This is a genomic window from Flavobacterium sp. F52, from assembly GCF_000278705.1.
Classification (GTDB): domain Bacteria; phylum Bacteroidota; class Bacteroidia; order Flavobacteriales; family Flavobacteriaceae; genus Flavobacterium; species Flavobacterium anhuiense.
The window spans coordinates 76,616-100,145 of sequence record NZ_AKZQ01000006.1 but is presented as its reverse complement, the minus strand read 5'-3'; the positions used below and the strand labels follow the sequence as shown (position 1 = coordinate 100,145).

23 protein-coding genes are annotated in these 23,530 nt (G+C 33.9%); 11 read left to right on the top strand and 12 right to left on the bottom strand.

From position 1 onward, the window contains the following. The first annotated feature begins 193 nt into the window (after positions 1-193). Together FF52_RS01980 and FF52_RS01975 are read left to right on the top strand one after the other, a co-directional pair. A complete protein-coding gene (locus tag FF52_RS01980) occupies positions 194-976 on the top strand; it encodes an NYN domain-containing protein (RefSeq protein WP_008462511.1) in 783 nt (260 codons plus the stop codon). Between the two features lie 35 nt (positions 977-1,011). Beyond that, the gene (locus FF52_RS01975; protein WP_008462510.1) at positions 1,012-2,526 is read left to right on the top strand and encodes an FMN-binding glutamate synthase family protein; all 1,515 of its coding nucleotides are present in this window, start codon (positions 1,012-1,014) and stop codon (positions 2,524-2,526) included. A gap of 53 nt (positions 2,527-2,579) precedes the next feature. Here the strand turns inward: FF52_RS01975 and FF52_RS01970 are convergent, their stop codons facing one another. The 3 genes from FF52_RS01970 to FF52_RS01960 all read right to left on the bottom strand — a co-directional run bounded on the left by FF52_RS01970 (position 2,580) and on the right by FF52_RS01960 (position 4,865). Beyond that, positions 2,580-3,008, bottom strand: a complete 429-nt coding sequence (locus tag FF52_RS01970) for a hypothetical protein (RefSeq protein WP_008462509.1) — start codon at positions 3,006-3,008, stop codon at positions 2,580-2,582. Between the two features lie 267 nt (positions 3,009-3,275). Then, on the bottom strand, positions 3,276-3,680 hold the full coding sequence (locus tag FF52_RS01965) for a hypothetical protein (protein ID WP_008462508.1): 405 nt from the start codon (positions 3,678-3,680) through the stop codon (positions 3,276-3,278). A gap of 6 nt (positions 3,681-3,686) precedes the next feature. After that, entirely contained in the window at positions 3,687-4,865 is a 1,179-nt protein-coding gene (locus FF52_RS01960; RefSeq protein ID WP_008462507.1) for a glycoside hydrolase family 88 protein, read from the bottom strand. Positions 4,866-5,158: 293 nt separating this feature from the next. Here FF52_RS01960 and FF52_RS01955 point away from each other — a divergent pair, with 293 nt between their 5' ends. The 4 genes from FF52_RS01955 (at position 5,159) to FF52_RS01940 (ending at position 9,239) form a co-directional block, all read left to right on the top strand. Continuing rightward, positions 5,159-5,563 carry a DUF2809 domain-containing protein gene (locus FF52_RS01955; protein WP_008462506.1) on the top strand — a complete coding sequence of 135 codons (405 nt, stop codon included), beginning with the start codon at positions 5,159-5,161 and terminating at the stop codon, positions 5,561-5,563. Further along, entirely contained in the window at positions 5,529-6,107 is a 579-nt protein-coding gene (locus tag FF52_RS01950; RefSeq protein WP_008462505.1) for a non-canonical purine NTP diphosphatase, read from the top strand. The genes FF52_RS01955 and FF52_RS01950 overlap by 35 nt, the downstream gene beginning before the upstream one ends. A gap of 203 nt (positions 6,108-6,310) precedes the next feature. Next, positions 6,311-8,215: a DEAD/DEAH box helicase gene (locus tag FF52_RS01945; RefSeq protein WP_008462504.1), complete on the top strand. Its 1,905-nt coding sequence runs from the start codon at positions 6,311-6,313 to the stop codon at positions 8,213-8,215. A gap of 244 nt (positions 8,216-8,459) precedes the next feature. Continuing rightward, the gene (locus FF52_RS01940; RefSeq protein ID WP_008462503.1) at positions 8,460-9,239 is read left to right on the top strand and encodes a carboxypeptidase-like regulatory domain-containing protein; all 780 of its coding nucleotides are present in this window, start codon (positions 8,460-8,462) and stop codon (positions 9,237-9,239) included. Between the two features lie 114 nt (positions 9,240-9,353). On the opposite strand, the gene FF52_RS01935 is transcribed toward FF52_RS01940, so the two are convergent. After that, the gene (locus FF52_RS01935; RefSeq protein ID WP_008462502.1) at positions 9,354-10,814 is read right to left on the bottom strand and encodes an aminoacyl-histidine dipeptidase; all 1,461 of its coding nucleotides are present in this window, start codon (positions 10,812-10,814) and stop codon (positions 9,354-9,356) included. A 178-nt stretch (positions 10,815-10,992) separates the two neighbouring features. Here FF52_RS01935 and FF52_RS01930 point away from each other — a divergent pair, with 178 nt between their 5' ends. The 3 genes from FF52_RS01930 (at position 10,993) to FF52_RS01920 (ending at position 13,348) form a co-directional block, all read left to right on the top strand. Continuing rightward, on the top strand, positions 10,993-12,054 hold the full coding sequence (locus FF52_RS01930) for a DUF3810 domain-containing protein (protein WP_008462501.1): 1,062 nt from the start codon (positions 10,993-10,995) through the stop codon (positions 12,052-12,054). Between the two features lie 158 nt (positions 12,055-12,212). Next, a complete protein-coding gene (locus FF52_RS01925) occupies positions 12,213-12,707 on the top strand; it encodes an RNA polymerase sigma factor (RefSeq protein WP_008462500.1) in 495 nt (164 codons plus the stop codon). A gap of 8 nt (positions 12,708-12,715) precedes the next feature. After that, entirely contained in the window at positions 12,716-13,348 is a 633-nt protein-coding gene (locus tag FF52_RS01920) for a hypothetical protein (RefSeq protein ID WP_008462499.1), read from the top strand. A 293-nt stretch (positions 13,349-13,641) separates the two neighbouring features. Here the strand turns inward: FF52_RS01920 and FF52_RS01915 are convergent, their stop codons facing one another. Both FF52_RS01915 and FF52_RS01910 read right to left on the bottom strand, forming a co-directional pair. Next, entirely contained in the window at positions 13,642-14,451 is an 810-nt protein-coding gene (locus tag FF52_RS01915) for a lysophospholipid acyltransferase family protein (protein ID WP_008462498.1), read from the bottom strand. 132 nt (positions 14,452-14,583) lie between these two features. Further along, positions 14,584-15,228 (bottom strand): NUDIX hydrolase, encoded by a 645-nt coding sequence (locus FF52_RS01910; protein ID WP_008462497.1) that lies wholly within the window; start codon positions 15,226-15,228, stop codon positions 14,584-14,586. A gap of 91 nt (positions 15,229-15,319) precedes the next feature. Between FF52_RS01910 and FF52_RS01905 the strand changes: the two genes are divergently transcribed. Then, a complete protein-coding gene (locus FF52_RS01905; RefSeq protein ID WP_008462496.1) occupies positions 15,320-15,757 on the top strand; it encodes a DUF4268 domain-containing protein in 438 nt (145 codons plus the stop codon). 140 nt (positions 15,758-15,897) lie between these two features. Here FF52_RS01905 and FF52_RS01900 read toward each other — a convergent pair whose 3' ends face one another. From FF52_RS01900 to mnmA, 4 genes are read right to left on the bottom strand one after another with little or no spacing between them, the layout of a single operon-like run. Next, positions 15,898-16,308 carry a hypothetical protein gene (locus tag FF52_RS01900; protein ID WP_008462495.1) on the bottom strand — a complete coding sequence of 137 codons (411 nt, stop codon included), beginning with the start codon at positions 16,306-16,308 and terminating at the stop codon, positions 15,898-15,900. A gap of 20 nt (positions 16,309-16,328) precedes the next feature. After that, on the bottom strand, positions 16,329-17,273 hold the full coding sequence (locus FF52_RS01895) for an NAD(P)H-dependent flavin oxidoreductase (protein WP_008462494.1): 945 nt from the start codon (positions 17,271-17,273) through the stop codon (positions 16,329-16,331). A gap of 5 nt (positions 17,274-17,278) precedes the next feature. Continuing rightward, positions 17,279-18,886: a S8 family serine peptidase gene (locus FF52_RS01890; protein ID WP_008462493.1), complete on the bottom strand. Its 1,608-nt coding sequence runs from the start codon at positions 18,884-18,886 to the stop codon at positions 17,279-17,281. Between the two features lie 44 nt (positions 18,887-18,930). Continuing rightward, entirely contained in the window at positions 18,931-20,118 is a 1,188-nt protein-coding gene (mnmA, locus tag FF52_RS01885; RefSeq protein ID WP_008462492.1) for a tRNA 2-thiouridine(34) synthase MnmA, read from the bottom strand. A gap of 141 nt (positions 20,119-20,259) precedes the next feature. Between mnmA and FF52_RS01880 the strand changes: the two genes are divergently transcribed. Beyond that, positions 20,260-22,137: a PEP/pyruvate-binding domain-containing protein gene (locus tag FF52_RS01880; RefSeq protein ID WP_008462491.1), complete on the top strand. Its 1,878-nt coding sequence runs from the start codon at positions 20,260-20,262 to the stop codon at positions 22,135-22,137. On the opposite strand, the gene FF52_RS01875 is transcribed toward FF52_RS01880, so the two are convergent. Next, on the bottom strand, positions 22,134-22,691 hold the full coding sequence (locus FF52_RS01875) for a DUF4956 domain-containing protein (protein WP_008462490.1): 558 nt from the start codon (positions 22,689-22,691) through the stop codon (positions 22,134-22,136). The genes FF52_RS01880 and FF52_RS01875 overlap by 4 nt on opposite strands. Positions 22,692-22,778: 87 nt before the next feature. Further along, the gene (locus tag FF52_RS01870; RefSeq protein ID WP_008462489.1) at positions 22,779-23,504 is read right to left on the bottom strand and encodes a toxin-antitoxin system YwqK family antitoxin; all 726 of its coding nucleotides are present in this window, start codon (positions 23,502-23,504) and stop codon (positions 22,779-22,781) included. Positions 23,505-23,530 lie beyond the last annotated feature (26 nt).

Sequence of the window (23,530 nt, the reverse complement as noted above, 5' to 3'; positions counted from 1 at the left end):
TAATTAATTCTAGACAAAGATAAAGAGGTTTTAAATAAAAGACAAATTTATCTTTAATTATTTTTCAAAAGAGCAAACATTATTTATAATGAAACTAATTAGTACTAATAATTATACATATTCATCTTTCAATTCTTATAAAAACCAATTTTAATTTTAACTTTGAGAGTATTAAATTTTAAATATTTAACAAATGCCTTTAAGCAATTCAAAAGATTTAAAACTGGCAGTTCTTATTGATGCAGACAATGTGCCGTACAGCAATGTAAAAGGTATGATGGAAGAAATTGCAAAACTAGGAACACCAACGACGAAAAGGATTTATGCCGATTGGACCAAACCAAATGCGAATGGCTGGAAAGGCGTTTTATTGGAACATGCGATTACTCCTATTCAACAATATAGTTACACGGTTGGAAAAAACTCATCCGATTCTGCTCTTATTATTGATGCAATGGATTTGCTTTATTCTGGAAAATTAGATGGCTTTTGCATTGTTTCTAGCGACAGTGATTTTACGCGACTTGCTGTGAGGCTTCGTGAATCGGGCATGAAAGTAATTGGAATTGGAGAAAAGAAAACGCCAAATTCGTTTATTGTAGCCTGCGATCGATTTATTTATATTGAAGTTTTGGACGGCGCAACTCAAAAGAAAAAACCAAAAGAGGTAGTCGCTGCAGACACCAAGAAAATTGTCGAAAAGCCTGCTGAAAAAGCGCTTCATAAAGTTGACAAACAAACAATCGAATTGATTGAATCTACGATTGAAGATATTGAAGACGATGATGGATGGGCATTCTTAGGAGATGTCGGCAATCTGATTGTGAAGAAAAAACCTGAATTTGACCCTCGTAATTATGGTTATTCTAAACTTACTCCTATGCTTAAATCGCTTACCGATATTTTGGAAATTGACGAAAGAGAGTCGGACAAAAAAGGAATCAAACACGTCTATGTCCGTTTAAGATTCAACTAATTATCGCATTTATTACCTATTAATTTTTTAAAAACATGAGAAAAAAATTCTTTATTTACGGATTCTTATTGTTTATAATTGTTGCCGCAATTTATTATTACACTGGACGAGGCTATTTACTCGTAATTATTCTTCCGATTTTGCTAATTGTGGGAATTTACAACGCATCTCAAGAAAAACATGCTATTTTAAGAAACTTTCCTGTCTTAGGCTATTTCAGGTACTTATTTGAAATGATTGCGCCTGAGATTCAGCAGTATTTTATTGAAAGATCTACTGATGGAAAGCCTTTTTCAAGAAATCAGCGCTCATTAGTGTATCAAAGAGCCAAAAATATTGACTCAAGTACTCCATTCGGTACACAACTAAACCTAAACACAGAAAATTACGAAGGAATAAAACACTCTATTTTTCCTGCGAAAGTAAACGAAGAACTGCCTCGCGTATTAGTCGGCGGAAAAGATTGCAAACAGCCTTATTCTGCTTCTTTGTTTAACGTCTCTGCAATGAGTTTTGGATCATTAAGCGAGCATGCCGTTCGCGCCATCAATATCGGAGCGAAAAAAGGGAATTTCTACCAAAATACCGGAGAAGGCGGTTTAACCGACTACCATTTGGAAGGTGGCGGTGATATTACTTGGCAAATTGGAACAGGATATTTTGGGTGCCGAGATGCAGAAGGAAATTTCAGTCCTGAAAATTTCTCAGCAAAAGCAAACCTGCCAAATGTAAAAATGATTGAAATTAAACTTTCTCAAGGAGCAAAACCAGGTCATGGAGGTGTTCTTCCTGCGAAAAAAAATACAGAGCAGATTGCTAAAATTAGAGGAGTTGTGCCACATACAATGATTCTTTCTCCTCCTGGACATCATGCTTTTTCTGATTCAAAAGGCTTAATACGATTCATTAAGCAATTACGTGATTTATCTAATGGAAAGCCTATCGGATTCAAATTATGTATTGGGAACACAGCTGAGTTCGAAGCTATCTGTCAAGAAATGATTAATGAAGATACTTACCCAGATTTCATTACCGTTGATGGAGCTGAAGGCGGAACGGGTGCTGCTCCGCTTGAATTTGCTGATGGTGTCGGAATGCCTTTTGAACCTGCCTTGATTTTCGTAAACAAAACTTTAGTGCGTTTAGGCATCCGCGATAAAATGCGCATTATTGGAAGCGGAAAAATCATTTCTGGATATTCTATTTTGCATGCCATTGCTCTTGGAGCAGATATGTGCAACAGCGCGAGAGGATTTATGTTTTCTCTTGGCTGCATTCAAGCATTACGCTGCCATAATAACGAATGTCCGACTGGGGTGGCAACACAAAACAAGATGCTTATGAAAGGTTTGGTTGTAACAGATAAATCTGAAAGAGTGTACCACTTTCATAAAAATACTTTGCATGCCGCTAATGAACTTTTGGCTGCCGCTGGAAAAACATCATTTGCAGATGTAGACATCAATATTTTTATGCGTGGAGACGAGTTCACTAACTTATCAGAACTCTATTTCCCGGATAACTTGAAAAACGTTACTCAATTCTCATAAAACAGAAAAGCCTCTTCAAAATTGAAGAGGCTTTTTCTTAAAATCTATTTTAATTACAATTTTGCTGTTTCTTTTGATTTTGCAGTTCCTTCTAAAACTGCCAATTCATCTTGATCTACTAATTCCTGCGCTAAAATAGCATTATTATAAGCCAAGAAGTATACATCGAACTTTACCCCTTCGGCAATCAAAGAAGGAGAAATTTGATCGTTTTTGATCATCTCTTTCAATAAATCTGGAAAAGATTCTTTGTAGGCTACTTTATTGGCATCGTTTTCTTCTAAATTAGTTTCAATTCTGATTTCGATTTTATTGTCATCCAGAAAAGCTTTTGCTGTTGTACTGGTAATACCACTCCCTTTTATCGAAGATAGATTGTTATAATTGCTTACATGCTCCTGTATTTTCTGCTTTGTATTTTTACAGCTGACTAAAAATAATGCAAAAGCAAGTGCAAATGCGATTTGGGTAATTTTTTTCATAATTCTTTGGTTTAATAGTTATTTTTTAACTCAAACATAATTAATTCCTAACATAAAAACAATATTCAATTAGAAAAAATCACATATAATTCTTTGAATACAAACCGATTATCTTCTTAAAAAGTGAAATATTTGTAAGAATAAAAACATTTCTTTCAAACTTAAATTTTACTCGTAAACATAAAAAAGCCTCTCTAAATAAATTTTAAAGAGGCCTTTTTTTATGTAAGAATTTAATCGTTTAATATTTTATAAAAATTTAATTTATTATTTTAAATACTGAAGCGATTCCTTTGTGAGCACTTCTTTATTTAAAACAGTATTATCATCGGCTAAATAATAGAGGTGAAATTCTACTCCTTCTTCTATTAATTCTGTTGGAATCTCTCCTTTTTTAATCATGGATTGTCTCATTCTTGCAAATGCTACAGAAGTACTCGCTTTATTACCATCGCTTTGTTTTAAATTAGTTTCAAAACGCAATTCTATTTTATTATCATTAATATAACCTCTTGCCGTTGTAAGCGTTACATTTTCAGATTTAAAACTCGGAGCAATAGTTTTGTTGTACGTAACAACATACTCTTGAAGTTTTTGTTTGGTATTTTTACAGCTTACAAGCATCAATACCATCATTATTGCAAAGGCAATTTGGGTTATTTTTTTTAGCATATTCTTTTATTTTAGTTTCTGAAGTCTTAAAAGTGCTTCAAGATAGTAATAATCTGCGTAATTTATAGAACAATCGATCTCACTTCCTGCTGGTTTATGCCCTGTTGAATGCAATAAAAATGCCGAATTCACATCATGGCTTTGATAATGATCTGAAAGCGAAACAATCATCTTTTTGGCTTTTGCCAAATATTCAGCTTTCAAACTCTTGTCTTTTGTGTACGAACTTAATTCTAAAAGTGCAGATGAAACAATGGCTCCAGCCGAAGCATCTCTTGGTTCATTAGGAATATTTGGCGCATTAAAATCCCAATAAGGCACTAAATCTTCTGTAGTTAATTTATCCAAATAAACTCGTGCTAATTTATGGGCAAAATCTAAAAACTTAGCATCTTTTGTTTCTCTGTACGTCATTGTAAAACCGTAAATCGCCCACGCCTGACCGCGAGCCCACATACTGTCGTCACTGTAACCTTGAGCGGTTCTTCCTTTTATCTTTTTTCCTGTTTCGTAATCGTAAATAATAACGTGATACGAAGTATTATCTGGTCTAAAATGATTTGCCATTGTGGTTTCGGCATGTTTTACAGCAATATCATAAAGTTTCTTGCTTCCACCATTTTTAGAAGCCCAAAACAAAAGCTCCAAATTCATCATATTGTCAATAATGGTATTATGTCCTCCCATTTTATTATGAGGCCAAGATTGGATTGTTCCCACCTTCGGATTAAAAAGTGTCGCCAATGTATCTGCAGTTCTTAAAATAATCTGTTTGTACTCTGGATTTTTAGTCAATCTGTATCCGTTTCCAAAACTATTAAAAATCTGAAATCCTAAATCATGATCACCTGCTTTGCTGGTAGAAAGTGGCGTTAAAAAGCGACTGAATTTATCAGCTTCTTTTTCCCATTTTTTGTCTTTGGTTGCTTCGTACAAAAACCACAGTTCTCCAGGCCAGAAACCGCTCGTCCAATCTTTATAGCCAACAAATTTCCATTCATTGCTTCCATTAGGAACTGTTCTAGGGGAAGTTCCGTCATTTGGAATCACTTTTAAAGTTTTAGAAGCTTGTTCTGCGCAATAATCCAATTGCTTTTTAATATTAAATGAATTGTTTTTTTGAGAATAGCCTTGATTTCCTAATAGAAATAAAGCTGCAATCAGGGTAAAAAATTTTGCCTTCATGTGGTTATTTTGATAGATAATTAATTAACTGATAAATGTATAAAATAAAGTGACGCTATTCAGGTTTTGTATTTTTTGTTACCTAAAAATGGATTATTGATACACTATTTTAAGACATAAGATTTAGTTTGTCATTCCGAGTAACGAGGAATCACACGAGAAATTCCGCAAAGTAATTCGCCAATCTTTGTCGATCTGCGAGTGCGATTTCTCGTTCCTCGGAATGACAAACGAGGCTTAATTTCTTTTAAAAATTTATCCTAAATTTGCTTTAACCAAAACCTAATCTCAACTTGAACAAAACCAGAATCAACTATTTTCTAATCTTTCTAACCATCATTTTCCTCGGAGTACTGTCAAGAAAAATTCCTTTTATCCCTTTATGGATCGGCGATTTTCTTTACGCTGTAATGATTTACTTTTTAGTTAGAATTTTCTTTCCATCAAAAAAGTTTTGGTTGGTAATACTACTTTCCCTTTTTATTTGTTATGGAATTGAGTTTTTACAACTTTATCAAGGCAATTGGATTGTTGAACTTAGAAAAACACTTTTTGGAAGATATGTTTTAGGTCAAGGATTTTTATGGTCAGATATTTTGGCCTATACATTCGGAATTTCACTTACCTTTATTATTGAAAAATCATTTTTAAAATACTACCACAATGAATCTCGTTTTCGCATCAAACAACAAAAATAAAATCGCAGAAATTCAAAGTATGCTTCCAGAAAGCATTAAAATATTAAGTTTAGAAGATATTAATTGTTTTGAAGACATTCCTGAAACAGCAGACACCATAGAAGGAAATGCAATTTTAAAAGCTGATTATGTAACTCAAAAATATGGTTACGATTGTTTTGCAGATGATACAGGTCTAGAAGTAGATGCTTTAAATGGCGAACCTGGAGTTTATTCTGCGCGTTATGCGGGCGAGCAAAAAAATGCAGATGACAACATGAACAAGCTTTTGGAGGCTTTAAAAAATAAGGAAAATCGCAGCGCCCAGTTCAAGACCGTTATTACTTTAAACTTAAAAGGAAAACAATATTTGTTTACCGGAATTGCAAAAGGAGAAATTACATTCACAAAAACAGGAACAAATGGATTTGGTTACGATCCTATTTTTAAGCCTCTAAATTTCAATGAAACCTTTGCCGAATTGCCTTTAGCTACCAAAAACACTATAGGTCACCGCGGAAAAGCTGTTAAGCAACTCATTGATTTTCTGAACACCACAAAATAATTGTTTAAAATACAACATTTTAGAGGCCAAATTTTACATTTCGCGACGTATTTTTTGGCTTGTTTCCGCATTTCTTGCAAAAATTTATTTTAATAAAACTGTAACTTTTTGATAATCAATTATTAATAAATACATAATTATTAAAAACGCATTAGTATATCTGAATAATTAACAGTAATTTTGCACCCTATTTTAAAACACATATGAATAAATTTGAACAATTAGGATTGAATGAATCGTTACTGAAGGCGATTTTAGATCTAGGATTTGAAAATCCGTCAGAGGTACAGGAAAAGGCGATTCCCCTATTATTGGAAAAAGACACGGATATGGTTGCGTTGGCTCAAACAGGGACAGGGAAAACGGCAGCTTTCGGTTTTCCGCTAATTCAAAAAATTGATGCCGACAACAGAAATACACAAGCATTAGTTTTATCGCCAACACGCGAGTTATGTTTACAGATTACTAACGAACTTAAAAACTACTCAAAATACGAAAAAGGTATTAATGTGGTAGCAGTTTACGGAGGAGCTAGTATAACAGAACAAGCAAGAGAAATAAAGAGAGGTGCACAAATCATTGTGGCAACTCCAGGAAGAATGCAAGACATGATTAACAGAGGTCTAGTAAACATTAAAAACATAGATTACTGTGTTTTGGATGAGGCTGACGAAATGTTAAACATGGGATTCTATGATGATATCGTATCTATTTTATCAGATACTCCAGACGAAAAAAGCACATGGTTGTTCTCTGCAACTATGCCTCAAGAGGTGGCTAGAATCGCAAAACAATTCATGAGCGATCCATTAGAAATTACTGTAGGTACAAAAAATTCAGGTTCATCAACAGTATCTCACGAATTTTATTTAGTAAATGCTCGTGACCGTTATGAAGCTTTAAAACGTTTAGCTGATGCTAATCCAGACATTTTCTCTGTAGTTTTCTGTCGTACAAAAAGAGACACTCAAGCTATCGCAGAGAAGTTAATTGAAGATGGTTATAGCGCTGCTGCGTTACACGGAGATTTATCTCAAGCGCAACGTGATGGTGTAATGAAATCGTTCCGTGGAAGACAAATTCAGATGCTTGTTGCTACTGACGTTGCTGCACGTGGTATTGACGTTGATAACGTAACTCACGTTGTTAACTACCAATTGCCTGACGAGATTGAAACTTACAACCACCGTTCTGGACGTACGGGTAGAGCTGGAAAATTAGGTACTTCTATTGTAATTGTTACAAAAAGCGAGTTACGTAAAATCTCAACTATTGAGAGAATCATCAAACAAAAGTTTGTTGAAAAAACTATTCCATCTGGAATTGAAATCTGTGAAATTCAGTTATTGCACTTAGCTAACAAAATTAAAGATACTGAGGTTGATCACGAAATTGACAACTATTTACCAGCAATCAACAACGTTCTTGAAGATTTATCTAAAGAAGAGTTGATTAAGAAAATGGTTTCAGTAGAATTTAACCGTTTCATCACTTACTACAAAAAGAATAGAGATATTTCTGTTCAATCTTCTGGTGAGAGACGTGAAAGAGGTGATTCTGAACCAAGAGAATTCAGTAATAATGGAGCAGTTCGTTATTTTGTAAACATTGGTTCTAGAGACAACTTCGACTGGATGTCATTAAAAGATTACTTGAAAGAAACGTTAGACTTAGGTCGTGATGATATCTTTAAAGTAGATGTAAAAGAAGGATTCTCTTTCTTTAACACAGATCCACAGCATACAGACAAAGTAATGGATGTTTTAAACAATGTTCAATTAGAAGGCCGTCGTATCAATGTTGAGATTTCTAAAAATGATGGTGGCGGAAGACGTGATCACAACAACCGTGGCGGAAGACGTGATTCTGGAAGAAGAGAAGGAAACTTCGCTCCAAGACGTGAAGGCGGTTTCAGAAGCGACAGAAGTTCTTCTAGAGATGGAGGTTCACGTGATGGAGGTTTCAGAAGCGACAGAAACTCATCTTCAAGAAGAGAAGGCGGTTTTAGAAGCTCTGCTCCAAGAAGTGAAGGTGGTTCAGATAGAGCTCCAAGACGCTCTGAAAACTTTGGAGATAGTTCAAGATCAAGAAGATCAAGAAGAGATTAATATTTCAATTTCTTTAAATACAAAATCCCAAATTCCATATTACTTGGAATTTGGGATTTTTTTTTATGTCAAAAATTTTATTTTTCGTAAATCGCTTCTGTAATCTAAACATAACCTTCACTACTCATTTTTATTTAACCTAAAAAAGCAACACTACTGCCTTTGTTAATTTTCTTATAATTAAATTCCAAGACTGCGAGATATTTAATCCCTATTTACTACTTTTAGAGCTTTAAATCAGGATATGAAATATTTCGCAATTTTCTTTTTTACACTTTTCGCTAGCATTGGTTTTGCGCAAGATACACAGCAACAGCCGACAGTTCCTCAAAGAGTTTCAGGTTATGTTATTAATGATGATAGCAAACAGCCTCTTGCCGGCGTAAACATCATTAACACCAACAAAGTACGAGGTGCAAAATCTGACGAAAAAGGGTATTTTGAAATTGACGTGCAAGTCAATGATACACTACATTTTTCTATTCTAGGATTTCAATCATTAAGAATTAGAGTCACAAATGACTGGATAAAAAATAAAGTAACGAGAATTCAGCTTACTGAAAAAGCAATTGCTTTGGAAGAAGTTGTCATTGCTCCTTTCTCTCTAACAGGATATCTTGAAATTGATTCTAAATTAATTCCAACAAAAGAAAACTATCGTTACAGCATTTCTGGACTTACGCAAGGTTACGAAGCTGGTGAATATGCTCCAAATGCTTTTGGAAAAGTCCTCGGTTCGATTTTTAACCCCGCCGATATGCTCTACAATTTCTTTGGAAAAAATGGTAAAGAACTCAAGAAACTTAAAGAGATGAAAAAGGATGATACCGTACGAACGCTCTTGGAGTCCAAATATGACCGCGAAACAGTTGCTGTACTATTAGGAGTAAGCAAGGATGAAATCCCCGAAATTATGCACCGCTGCAACTATTCTGATTCTTTCATCCAGACAGCAAACGACCTTCAGATTATGGATGCGATAAGCGCTTGTTACGAACAGTATAAAGTCTTAAAAAGAAATTAATAATATTTTATCATAAAAAAATCCTCAATTTAAGATTGAGGATTTTTTTTAGTCGCAGTTGACAGTCTCAGTTTAACAGTTCTACGAACTGAATACTGAGACTGCGACTGAAAACTATTTAACTGGTATATTCTCAAGAATTTCTAATACAAATTTCCAATATTTTTGTGCCGATGAAATACTTGCTCTTTCATCTGGAGAGTGCGCTCCGTGAATTGTCGGTCCAAAAGAAATCATATCCATATCAGGATAATTTGTTCCTAAAATTCCGCATTCTAAACCTGCGTGACAAGCTACAACTTTTGGCTGTTGGCCATTTTGTTTTTCATAAATGCCTTTTAAAACTTCTAATATCTCAGAATTCACATTTGGAGTCCAACCTGGATACGAACCTGAAAGTTCTACTTCGCATCCCACCAATTCGAACGCAGAACGTAACGAATTAGCCAAATCAAATTTAGAAGATTCAACAGAAGAACGCGTTAAACATCCTACCAAGATCTCTCCATCTTTAATAACAACACGAGCAATATTATTTGAAGTTTCAACCAAATCAGCCATATCAGCGCTCATTTTATACACTCCATTTTGAGCTGCATAAATCGCTCTGATAATCCCTTCTTGAACTCCTAAATCCATTACTTTTTCAGGCAATTCACTTTTTACGATTTCAATAGTCAAGTTAGGCTCCGTTGTTTTGTATTCGGCTTTGATATCAGAAATGATTTCCTGCATATCATACACATAAGCCTCATCAAACATCTGAGAAATGATAACCTTTGCAAAACTTTCTCTTGGAATTGCATTTCTCAAACTTCCTCCATTGATTTCAGCAATCTGCAACCCGAAATTTTCAAAACCATCAAACAACAAACGGTTCATGATTTTATTGGCATTTCCTAAACCTTTATGAATGTCCATTCCTGAATGTCCTCCGTTTAAGCCTTTTACTGTAATAGTATATCCAACAGAACCTTCTGGAACTTCTTCTTCATGATACGTTCTTGTTGCTGTTACATCAATTCCGCCAGCACACCCAATATCAATTTCATCGTCTTCTTCAGTATCCAGATTTAATAAAATCTGACCTTGCAGAATTCCTCCTTTTAAGTTTAAAGCTCCTGTCATTCCAGTTTCTTCGTCAACAGTAAACAATGCTTCTATTGCCGGATGCGGAATATCTTTGCTTTCCAGAATAGCCATAATAGTCGCCACTCCTAACCCATTATCAGCTCCAAGTGTTGTGCCACGAGCGCGAACCCAGTCACCATCAACATACATGTCGATTCCTTGTGTATCAAAATCAAAAACTGTATCTGCATTTTTTTGGTGTACCATATCTAAATGCCCCTGCATTACGATTGGTTTACGATTTTCCATCCCTGGAGTTGCCGGTTTTCTGATGATTACGTTTCTGATTTCATCTTCGAGAGTTTCTAAACCTAAACTGTTTCCAAAGTTTTTCATAAACTCAATGACACGCTCTTCTTTCTTCGATGGACGAGGAACTTCGTTTAAATCTGCGAATTTATTCCAAAGTGCTTTTGGTTCCAGATTTCTTACTTCTTGACTCATTATATTTTGTTTGATGTTTAACAATTAAGAGCTTCAAAGTTACAAAGTTTAATTGCTTTTTTTGCCACGAATTGCACGAATTAGCACAAATTATCGGCTTTAAAATTAAAACCCCAAAATACTATTCTTTTTAGTTATAAATAATTGTATTTATATTTACGTATCTAAAAATTGCGCCGTGAAATCAAAATACATTTTACCTTTATTTCTTATAGTTCAAATTATTTTTTATAAAATTCTTGTTTACTTTCCAGATTTTGTGGAGGGCTTCTACAGCAAAAATTTATATATCAGGATTTCACATTTTTCAAGAATGCTTTTAGGCAAAATTCCATTTTCTGTTGGAGACTTTTTTTATGGCCTCTTAATCATTTCTATGATCAGCTGGTTTTGGAGAATCAGAAAGACATGGAAAACAGACTGGAAAGATCATCTTTTAAAAATAGTAGGCAAAATTTCTATTTATTACTTTTTGTTCCATCTGCTTTGGGCTTTCAATTATTATCGTGAGCCCCTTTCTCAAAAAATGAATATTAAAAGAGAATATAGCGATGCAGATTTATTGGCCTTTACCAAAAAACTAATTATAAAAACCAATGAAATTCAGTTTAAAATCACAAAAGATAAAAACGAAAAAATTCAGCTTCCTTATTCCCAAGAAGAAGTTTTTAAAATGAATATAAACGGATATGATAATCTTGTTCGAGAACATTCGTATTTTAAGTACGAGACTTTAAGCGTTAAAAAATCATTATTCAGCCTTCCCTTAACTTATATGGGATTTGGAGGTTATCTTAATCCGTTTACAAACGAGGCACAAGTAAACAATTTACTTCCAATGTATTCTTTCCCTCTTACCTCTTCTCACGAAATGGCACATCAGATAGGTTTTGCGAGCGAAAACGAATGTAATTTTATTGGCGTTTTGGCATCTGTGAAAAACGATAATTTGTATTTTCAATATTCAGGATACAGTTTTGCTTTGCGTTATTGCCTTGGAATCTGGAAATTTAAAAACGAGAAAATTTTTGAAATTTTAAAGAAGCAAGTAAATACTGGAATTTTAAAAAACTATCAGGAAAGTCAAGATTTCTGGAAAAAATACGACACTTTTATAGACAAAGGTTTTCATTTTTTATACGATAATTTCCTGAAATCAAATAACCAGAAAGATGGCATGGAAAGCTACAGCAGGTTTATTGACCTCATGATTAATTATTACAAAACAAGGGAATTATAATTTCTTTTGCTACAGATTAAATGATTGAAAATGATTTCTAATCGCTTTAATCATTTAGCGTAAAAATAGAAATCATTAAAATCTATTCAATCTGTGGCAAAAAAAAAAAAAAATACATTGAACTGTAACAAAAATGATTTCATAACTACTAATACATTATGAGCGAAAATCTAGAACAGTCATTTGTTGCGCAGCTGCAGGCAAATCAGAATATAATCCACAAGATTTGTAGATTATATACTGCTGGAGAAGATGCTCATAAAGACCTGTTTCAAGAGATTACCATTCAGCTTTGGAAAGCTTATCCAAAATTTAGAGGCGACAGTAAATTTTCGACTTGGACATATCGTGTTGCCTTAAACACAGCAATTACCTTATACCGCAAAACCAAAAGAACTATTTCGACCGTAGATTATGAAAACCATCAGCATTTTGTAAAAGATGTTGACTACAATTATGAGGAAGAGGAACAGATTAAACTGATGTATAAAGCAGTTTATCAATTGAATGACATTGAAAAGGCATTAGTTTTTATGTATTTAGAAGACAAAGATTATCAAGAAATAGCTGAAACCTTAGGAATCAGCGAAGTGAATGCGCGCGTGAAAATGAACAGAATTAAGGGGAAACTTAAAAAAATACTAAATCCTTAAAAATTATTATGAAAGAACTGGATTTATTAAAAAAAGATTGGCAAAAGAACTCTGATTCTTTTCAACAAATTTCTGAAAACGAAATCTATAAGATGATTCACAGAAAGTCATCTTCCATTGTAAAATGGATTTTGATTATCAGTATTTTGGAAATTTCGTTTTGGACATTTTCAAATTTATTCATCAATACAGACGACGTATTGCATAAAATGAATCACCCTGAAATTGTAACCGCTTTAGAGTTTCTAACGTACTTTAATTATGTTGTCGTACTGATTTTTGTTTACATTTTCTATAAAAATTACAAAACAATTTCGACCACCATAGCCACAAAATCATTAATGAGTGCTATTTTAAGAACCCGCAAAACGGTTCAATATTATGTTTGGTATAATCTAGGAATGATTGTTATAACAGCTATTTTAAGCTTCTTTATTGCATTTGTTTACAATCCAGACATGGAATTTCTAAGAGAAAAATTAGCCATGAACGGAAAAGCCATGTTTGTTACAATCGGGATATTATTCCTGGTGATATTAGGCTTCTTCGGATTGTTCTGGTGTTTCTACAGAATTATTTACGGAACGCTTTTAAGACGATTGTACGCAAATTATAAGGAGTTGAAGAAGATTGACTTTTAAAGTTGCTAAGGTTCTGAGACGCTATGCCGATAGCTATCGGGTCTAAGCTTTTTTTCTGAAATTCCAAAGATGAAATTCCAAATTCCAACTGATAAAACTTGAAAACTTGATACAAAATCGATTTGTCACCCTTAGCGAAGTCGAAGGGCACAAAGTTTTAGGTAAGTTTCGACTTCGCTCAGCCTGACAAAACAAACTTGAAACCTGAAACTTTAAACAAAAAAAAGGCAAAAAGTTAGGCTTCAACTTCGCTCAACCAGACAAACTTTAAACTTTAAACCTGAAACAAAACTCTAGTAATCCCATTGTCTCATTTTATTCAGTTCTTCTTGTGCTTTAATTTCTTCAGCTGGAATAACTTTTAAAAATGATGGATGCTGTTCGATGGCGTATTCTACTTTTTCTACGATTTGTTCGATGGTATCGTTTTCATAATCAATATCAAGAGGTTCTTTGATGATGAAAGATTGCAGAATTCCTTTTTTCTTCATTCGAAGTCCTTTTTTGTCGAATGATCTACGGAAACCATCAATTACAATAGGAATAACGATTGGTTTGTGTTGTTTAATGATATGAGCGGTTCCTTTACGAACTGGTTTAAATGATTTTGTCGTTCCTTGCGGGAAAGTAATAACCCAACCATCTTCAAGCGCAATTCTGATGTTTTCAGTATCATTCGGATTCACTTCTCTTTTTTCGGTTACATCAACACCTTTTGATCGCCAAGTTCTCTCAACTGTAATGGCGCCTACATAAGCCAAAATTCTTGGCAGTAAACCAGCCTGCATCGTTTCTTTTGCCGCCACATAATAAATATTCATTTTTGGCTGCCACAAATAACCAATATTCTTAATCGTGTCTTGACGTCCTGATAAACTTGCGTTAAAGACATGAAACATCGCTACAACGTCTGCAAAATAAGTTTGGTGGTTGGAAATAAACAAAACATTAGTATCTGGAAGTGTCTTAATAATTTCAGATCCTTCAATCTGTAATTCATTAAAACCTCTATATCTCTTATGAGTCATGGCACCTAGAACTCGGATCAACCATTTCTTGATGAATAATATATGCCCAAAAGGATTTCGTTTAAACAATCCCATAACTAATTTATCTTATTTTTTTGTTAGGTCGCAAACATACAAAAATTATTCTTTTAGCAACACTTTAAAACATTTTCTCGAATTAAGCGATATTCAAATGAATATCAAATCGTTAAATAAACTTTATCAAATTTATTTTACCATGGCTTCTTTTAAAACATCTCGCAATTCACTCAAAATCATTGCCGTGGCTCCCCAAACAACATGATTCTGGATATTAAAAGCAGGAACTAAAATATTGGCTCCGTAAGAAGTTGATAATCTGGCTTCGATAATAATATCATCATTTAAAAAAACAGATAAAGGCAGTTCGATAATTCCGGCAACTTCTCTTATATCAGGATAAAAAGAAAGCTCTTCTTTGGCAATTCCTAAAAACGGATGCACCAAAAAGTTGCTTGGCGGAATATACATCGGTGAGAAATGTTTAACAATGTCTATTTTATCACTCGTAATTCCAACCTCTTCATAGGTTTCTCTAAGCGCTGTAGTTTCAAAATTTAAATCTTCCTTCTCGTATTTCCCGCCTGGAAATGCAATCTGAGCTGAATGAACTCCGTCATAAGCATTTCTAACAATCAAAACCAGATGCGTTTTTCCCTGTTTGGGATAAAACAGCATCATTACTCCAGCCATTCTGGCGTTTAATGCTTCAATATCAAGATTTTTTAATCCCTCTATACGCTCTTTTGGAGCCATTTTTAAATGTGAAGTTACTGCTGGCAGCTCTACTGGAATTATATTGGGAACATATTTCAAAAAGTCTTGAAAATTCATAATCAAAGCTTATTTTTGTATTTTCAAATAAAACATAAATATACTCCAGAAAACGCAGTACCACAAGTTTTCTGTTATTAAAGCCTAAAAAATGTACAGTAAAGAAGAATCACAAAGAATAAAAAGAGAATTTTGGGTAGCATTTGCCGAAAAATATCCTCGCAAATGGGTGCTTTATGATACGAAGATTAAAGACTTTTCTTTTAAGTTTTATGTTGACAATAAAAAGGCTCAGGTTTTAATTGATATTGAACACCGAAGCGATGAAAAACGTATCGCTTATTTTGAAAAACTTGAAGCTTTAAAAAATATTCTCGAAGAAGAATTCATCAAAGATTTGGTTTTCGAAAAAAATTATACTCTTGAAAACGGCAAAACCATCAGCAGAATCTGGGTTGAAAAAACTGGCGTTGGTTTCAGCAATAAAAATACTTGGGATGCAATTTTTGATTTCTTCAACGAAAACATGCACGCTCTAGAAATGTTCTATTTAGAATATGATGAGTTTATTAAGGATGTGGAGAATTGAGGTTCTAAGATGCTAAGTTTCTAAGATTCTGAGACACTAAGATTATATAGCAAACCCGACAGGTTTTTAAATCTGTCGGGTTTATTATTTTGTTAAATCTAAAAAACTTAGAGCTTAGTATCTTAGTATCTCAGAAACTTTTACACCGTAATAATATTATACACAATAATATGATCGTCGTAATTGATGTAAAGCTGTTTGCGGTAGTCTTGTTTTTTACGGGTAATGATGGATAACTTGCATTCTTTTCCGTCGTTGTCTTTACATATAAAAGAATATACAATATCGGTATCATTTTCTTCTCTTTCGATATAATCTAAAATATTGTAAAGCTGAATTTCTTGCGAATAGACTACAATTCTATGTTTATTAGTGTCTAAAACCACTGAGAGATTTACCAAATCGAGATTAGACCATTCTCCCCATTTTCCTCTTTCATTTTTTTCTAAAACACTAAAACCTGACGTTTTAAAATGATAAGACTGACTTTGAATCTGTTGCAATCCAAAAGTCAAAAACAATAACAATATGTAGGGGCGTATGGAATTCATAAAATATTTCTTGCAGTCAATTAAAACTCAAATGTAGTCTTTTCTTTGGATGCGGTTTCAAATTCGGCTATCATTTGTTGAATAATTTCTTCAACGGGTAAAATTTCATGAATCAGACCTGCTACTTGCCCAATTTCTAATTCTCCCTCTTCCAAATCTCCTTCAAACATTCCTTTTTTGGCTCTAGCTCTTCCTAAAAGCTGAACTAATTCTTCTTTAGATGGGCATTTTTGGTACAAATCCTGAACGTCCTGATAAAATTTATTCTTTATCAATCGAACAGGCGCTAATTCTTTCAGAGTCAATTGAGTGCCCCCTTCCAAAGTATTAACTATTGTTTCCTTGAAATTATTGTGCGAAGACGATTCTATAGATGCTGCAAAACGGCTTCCGACCTGAACACCATCTGCTCCCAAAATCATGGCAGCAAGCATTCCTCTTCCTGTTGCAATTCCTCCAGCAGCAATCAGCGGAATCTTGATTTTTTCTTTTACCATCGGAATCAAAGTGAAAGTAGTGGTTTCTTCGCGTCCGTTGTGTCCACCTGCCTCGAAACCTTCAGCTACTACTGCATCTACGCCGGCATCTTGAGCTTTCAAAGCAAAAACACTGCTGCTAACCACGTGAACAACGGTAACACCTCTTTCTTTCAAAAAAGAAGTCCATGTTTTCGGATTTCCAGCAGAGGTGAAGACAATTTTAACGCCTTCTTCGACCACAATATTCATAATCTCTTCAATATTTGGATATAACATCGGAATATTGACCCCAAAAGGCTTATCGGTCGCTTTTTTACATTTCTGAATGTGTTCTCTTAAAACTTCTGGATACATAGAACCTGCGCCAATAAGTCCTAAACCTCCTGCGTTGCTTACAGCAGAAGCCAATTTGTAACCGCTGTTCCAGATCATTCCGCCTTGAATGATTGGGTATTTTATATTGAAAAGCTGAGTGATTTTATTCATTAAAATTATTGCTTAATTATTTTTCCTGTTTTATGCAGCTTATCGGCATCAAAACTATAAATATACAATCCGCTTTGAAGCGATTGCAAGGAAAGAACTGGATTTGAATTATTGATTTTTTCTTCTATTAATTTTTGCCCCAATATCGAATAAATGGTTACTGATGCAGTATTATTTTCATTTAGAAAAGAAAACGAAACTTCATTTTTAGCGGGATTTGGATATACCGCAAACGAAGCTTCCGCTACAAAATTATCAACACTTAATGCTGCTCCAAAATTTGGAATTCCATATCCGTAATTATTATCTGGATTAGCATATCGATCAGCAGATTGGATAATCATTTGTCTGATTTCTTTATTGGTTTTGTTTGGAAATGCCTGCCATAAAGAAGCTGCCATTCCCGCCATAATTGGGCAAGAAAATGACGTTCCGTTTGCAGTAACGATATTTCCATTTGCATCAGAAACTACCGCTGCTGCTCCTTGCGCCATAACATCAGGTTTTATTCTGCCATCATAACTTGGTCCGATTGAACTTGAACTAGCTTTTACTTTAGAAGCATTAACTGAACCTATTGCCAATACTGAAACAGCATCGGCAGGAGCGCCAACATGTTTTTCTACTTGATTCCCTTCATTTCCAGCAGAAGCCAAAACCAATATTCCTTTACTAAAAGCAATTTCGGCACCACGAGAAATAAAAGTCGTAATTCCGTTCATATCGCTATAGGTATGGTTGTAATTTGGATTATCACGATCACCAAAATACCCCAATGAAGTTGTAATTATATCAACGCCCAAAGCATCTGCTTTCTCTGCAGCCTCAACCCAAAGCGATTCTTCTAACGGAATCTCCTGGGCATCAATCTCTGTGATAAAAAGATAATACGATGCATTTGGGGCTGTTCCAACCAATGAATTTACCTTATAACCGCCCATTGTAGACAATACTAAAGTACCATGATCATCTCCTGCGTAAAAATTGGCATTTCTTGTAGTATAATCGTAACCGCCTAAAATTTTATTATTATTTCTGAGATTTTCAAAAGGCTGAGCCGTGTTTACACCGGGAAATCCTGCATCCAAAACTGCTATAATTTTTCCTTCTCCTGTATAATTCTGCTTATGCAAAACTTGTCCGTTCAGCATTTGAATTTGATTAGCAGAATTTCCGTAAGAATAGTCAATTTCCGTTTTTAACTTATCATGAGACTGATTAATAGAAGTTTCCGAAACTCTTTTTCCTGTCGTATTTAAAGTTTTATTGGCAAACTCAATTCTAGCAACAAAAGCTAACGATTTTAAAGCATTAATATTAGCCTGGGTTCCTTGAATATGAAGTGCATTCAGCCATTTTGACTGTGCTTTTACGGTAATTCCTGTACTTGAAGTAATTTGATTTACATAAGAAGTTTCCAGAGGAGCATCTGTAATAGCCAAAGCAATGTTTTGGCTCGTTCTTCGATCCAAAGCTCTTTGAGAAAGTTCGGTTAGCGGATTGTTGTAAAAAGTTTGTGCATTAGGTTTGTCACTAAAATAAACCCACGCATCTTCTTGTGAAAATACTGTAAACGAAAGAAGTAATAAAAGAAAAGTAAAGTTATATCTCATCAATTCATACCTTTAAGGGATTTGCTCCCAAATAAAGTATAAAGCTAAGAAATTACTCCCGAACCAACTAATTCATTTTCTAAATACCAAGCAACAAATTGTCCTTCTGTAATAGCAGACTGCGGCTCTTCAAACTCCACATACATTCCGTCTTCAAATTGGTACAAAACCGCTTTTTGCAAAGGCTGACGGTAACGGATTCTTGCCATCACTTCCATTTTTTCTCCTGCTTTTAGCGTCATATCTTCTCTAATCCAATGCACTTCAGATTTTCCAACAAAAAGTGCTTTTTTGAATAAACCTGGATGCTCGCTAGACATCCCTGTATAAATGGTGTTGGTTTCTACATCGGTTGCAATTACAAATAAAGGCTCTGTTGTTCCTCCTACATTTAGACCTTTTCTTTGTCCAACTGTAAAGTAATGAGCTCCTTGGTGTTTTCCAACCACTTTTCCCATTGTTGGAACATAGTCTAGCTTTTGAGATTCTACCTTTAATCTTTCCTCCAAAGAAAGGTCAGCTGATTTCTCAATATTGTAAATCGGATCATTTTTATCAACCTGAACAATTTTACCTTCTTTAGGTTGTAGTTTTTGCTGTAAAAATTCTGGAAGACGAACTTTTCCAATAAAGCATAAACCTTGAGAATCTTTCTTTTCTGCAGTAACCAATTCCATTTCAGCCGCAATTTCTCGCACTTCTGGTTTTGTTAAAGCTCCAATAGGAAATAAAGCTTTTGATAATTGCTCTTGCGACAACTGACATAAGAAATACGATTGATCTTTGTTTACATCATTTCCAGCAATTAATTGAAACACCGTTTTTCCGTCCACTTCGATTTCGCTTTTTTGGCAATAATGTCCCGTAGCCACATAATCTGCACCAAGACTTAGAGCAATTTTCATAAACACATCAAATTTGATTTCGCGATTACAAAGAACATCAGGATTTGGAGTTCTTCCTTTTTCGTATTCGTTGAACATATAATCAACGATTTTCTCTTTGTATTCTTCACTCAAATCAACTGTTTGAAACGGAATTCCAAGCTTTTCAGCAACAAGCAAAGCATCGTTACTGTCTTCCAGCCAAGGACATTCGTTAGAAATAGTAACCGAATCATCGTGCCAGTTCTTCATAAAAAGGCCAATAACTTCGTATCCCTGCTGCTGCAATAAATATGCTGCAACACTAGAATCTACTCCACCTGAAAGTCCAACAACTACTCGTTTCATTTTGAATGTTTAATTTTTTAAGGTTGCAAAGGTACGCCAAATAATAGAAAATTTCACAAAGGTTTGCATTAGTTTAAGCAATCCCGCAGTAGATAAAACTTATCACTTTTTTAAGTACATTTAATCATTCATTTTTTATCTATGAAAAAATACATTTACAGTTTGTTTTTCCTTTTCGTCTTAACCGCCTTAAGTGCGCAGCGATTTAGCGCGTCTTTGCCAAATTACGAAGCCTACAAGGCATTTAGAGGAAAACCTTTATCTGATAAATTTTCGAATATCGAATCTGTAAAAGTAATTTATGATCTTCGAAAACAGAAAATGTATTATTTCAACAGCAGTGTTATTTTGCTCCACTATGATTTCGTTGTCAATTATTTGGGCTACAGTCAAGATCTTGAAGTTTTTAATAATGAAAATTATAGCAATACGGATAAAAATAGAGACTTTCTTCTCGGAAATTTAAATCACATTAAAGGAACCGACAAGTGGATTTTTGAACTTGCAGCGTCCGATCATATGCCTTTAGCATTGATTGAACGTTTTTTCAATATGGTTAAAACTTCTACTTTTATAGGAGAAAAGCTGAAATTCTATTTGAACAATCCAGAAATGATGGAATGGTTTCAACAGCAAAAATTCAAAATTCCGTGCGTGAAATCAGATTATATTTTTGGAGAAATTAAATATCAAGAAGTTGTTCGAGGGACAAATGTTGGCATTCTAAAAAAATATAAAATAAAAGAACTAGAAACCACAAAACCCAATTCTGATGAAATCATTATTTTGGATGGAACACCAGATATTCTGCCAAACGTCCGAGGCATTATTGTAAATGAACTTCAGACACCTTTAAGCCATTTGGTTCTTTTAGGAAAAAACAGAAAGATTCCAATTATGGCTTATACTGATATTGAAAAAGATAACAATATCAAAAAGCTGCTTTCTAAAAAAGTAGAACTAAAAATAGAAGTCGATACTTTTTTCATAAAAGAAACCACTAAAAAAATTCCAGTGAAATCTGCTGGAAAAAAGAAAAAACTAACAATTGACAATTCTGTAACTGATTTGGTCAACTTATCAGAAATTCCAAAAAAGGGAGTGAACTATATCGGTTCGAAAGCTCAAAACATGGCGTATTTAATTGCTATTTCAAAAGAAATTCCGTTTAAAGTTCCAGAAAATGCACATGCTATTCCGTTTTATTTTTATACGAAACATATTCAAAAAGCTTCTATTTCTACATTAATTTCAGAACTTTTGGCTTATCCGCAAAAAGATTCAACGGTTTGGGTTAATAAACAGCTTAAGAAGATTAGAGATGCCATCAAAAAAGAACCTATTGATCCTGAATTAATTTCAAAATTGAATATTGCTTTTAAAGATGCCAAATTCAAAAATTTCAGATTTCGTTCTTCCACAAATGCAGAAGATCTAGATGATTTCAATGGCGCTGGATTGTACGATTCTAAAACTGGAATTTTAGGCGATTCTATCAAAACTTTTGAAAAAGCTATAAAACAAGTTTGGGCAAGTGTTTGGAATGAAGCTTCTTATAACGAAAGAGAACTTTTTGGAATCGATCAGCAAAATATAGCCATGGGCGTTTTAGTTCATCGTTCTTTTCCAGATGAATTGGCAAATGGTGTAATTATCACCAAAAATATTTTTAGAGAGAACTTTCCAGGAATTACGGTTAATGTTCAAAAAGGAGAAAACTCTGTTGTAAAACCCGAAAAAGGAGAAATCTGCGAGCAATTTGTCGCCTATCATTTTAATGACGGAAAAGACGAAACCGATTTTGATATCGATTATACTTCCAATTCCAATTTGAACGATAATGAGCCGTTATTGACTCGAAAAGAAATGAGTAATCTATATGATGTAAGCAAAAAAATCGAAACAAAAATGTATCGATATTGGCGTAAAAACCAATTTCATCCTGTAGATATCGAGTTTAAAATTGTGGGCGAAAAAAGAGATTTATACATTAAACAAGTTCTTCCGTTTAACGACTAATAAAAAACCAATACATCTATTTCGTTGGCCGCCGTATTGATTAAGACAATTCTAAAATCAAAATCTTCAATCTTAATTTTTTCTTGAATTGATTTTCTAATTATTTCTGGTTTTAAGGAAAAGTTTTCGTCAAGCGGAATTTTTACATCTACAGAATTGAAATATTTTGAAGCTTGTTTATTAACGATGATTGAGGCAATAACATAAAATCCAATTATAATGATTTGAAAGAACAGCAGTAATTCAATCTTTTCAAACGGATACATAATATCCAAAATGGACAGTGTAATGGTTGCAAAAAGAAAAATGATCGCATTTACTGTAAAAGACTGTGTCCTAAATCGGAGTATCGAAAAAATGGCGAAAAGACCAAAGCCAATTCCGACACCAATTTCAATTTTTGTAAAAAGATAGCAAAGCGAAAAAGTGCAAAGCCCAACAATAACCATCAACGGATTTATGGTTGCATTATCTTTTCTATTCGAGAAAAAATACAGAACTAAAATTGAGCAAAACAGCAGTAAAAATCGTCCTAAAAGTTCATTTAAATCCATTGGTTAGCAAAATTGGTTAATCAAATGTAAACATTTTACAATTAACCTTTTATTATTTTAAGCAATGAATTCTGAGATTTTAAATTCTTATTTTTTTGGCGTTCCTCCTTTTTCAGAAGCTTTATTCGTGTTTTTAGGATCGCTCATATTCACTTCTTTTACCAATTTTCCTTTTTGGTAAAACTGCCAAATCCCTGCTTTTTTACCATTTACGAATTTCCCTTTAGAAGCAATAGATTTGTCTGAATCATAGAAAACAGTTTCTCCGTTGTATTCGTTATTTTTAAAGTACGATTCTTCTAGAAGCGTTCCGTCTTGCCCTATTTTTTTATAAGGACCTTCTTTTAAACCATTTTTATACGTCATCTCTTCTGCAATTTGTGCATTTGGATAATAAATAGTTCTTGGACCGTCTAGTTTTCCGTTTTTATAATTTTCAACCGTCATTAACACTTTAGAAGCTTTATGGTAATATTTCCACTCGCCTTCACGCGCTTTTCCTATCTCTTTTCCTTCACTTACTTTATTTTTATTCTGATCATAAAAAATAGTATATGAACTTCCATCATTGGCGCTGAAATCTCTCGTAGCTATAACGTCTCCTTTTTTTGTATCATCAAAAAATTTAAAAATTCCAGTTTCTTTTCCGTGATCAAAAGTGCCTTCGTACCGAGGGCGTTTAGATTCTGCATAAGTACCTTTCCAAAGTCCGTCTTTTTTCCCAGCTGCATCGACTTTATTAATATCTGTCTGGGCATTTGACACTAATGCTGTTAGGAATAATAATCCAAATATGATTTTTTTTGAGATCATAATAAATTCTATTTTTTAAGCTTAAC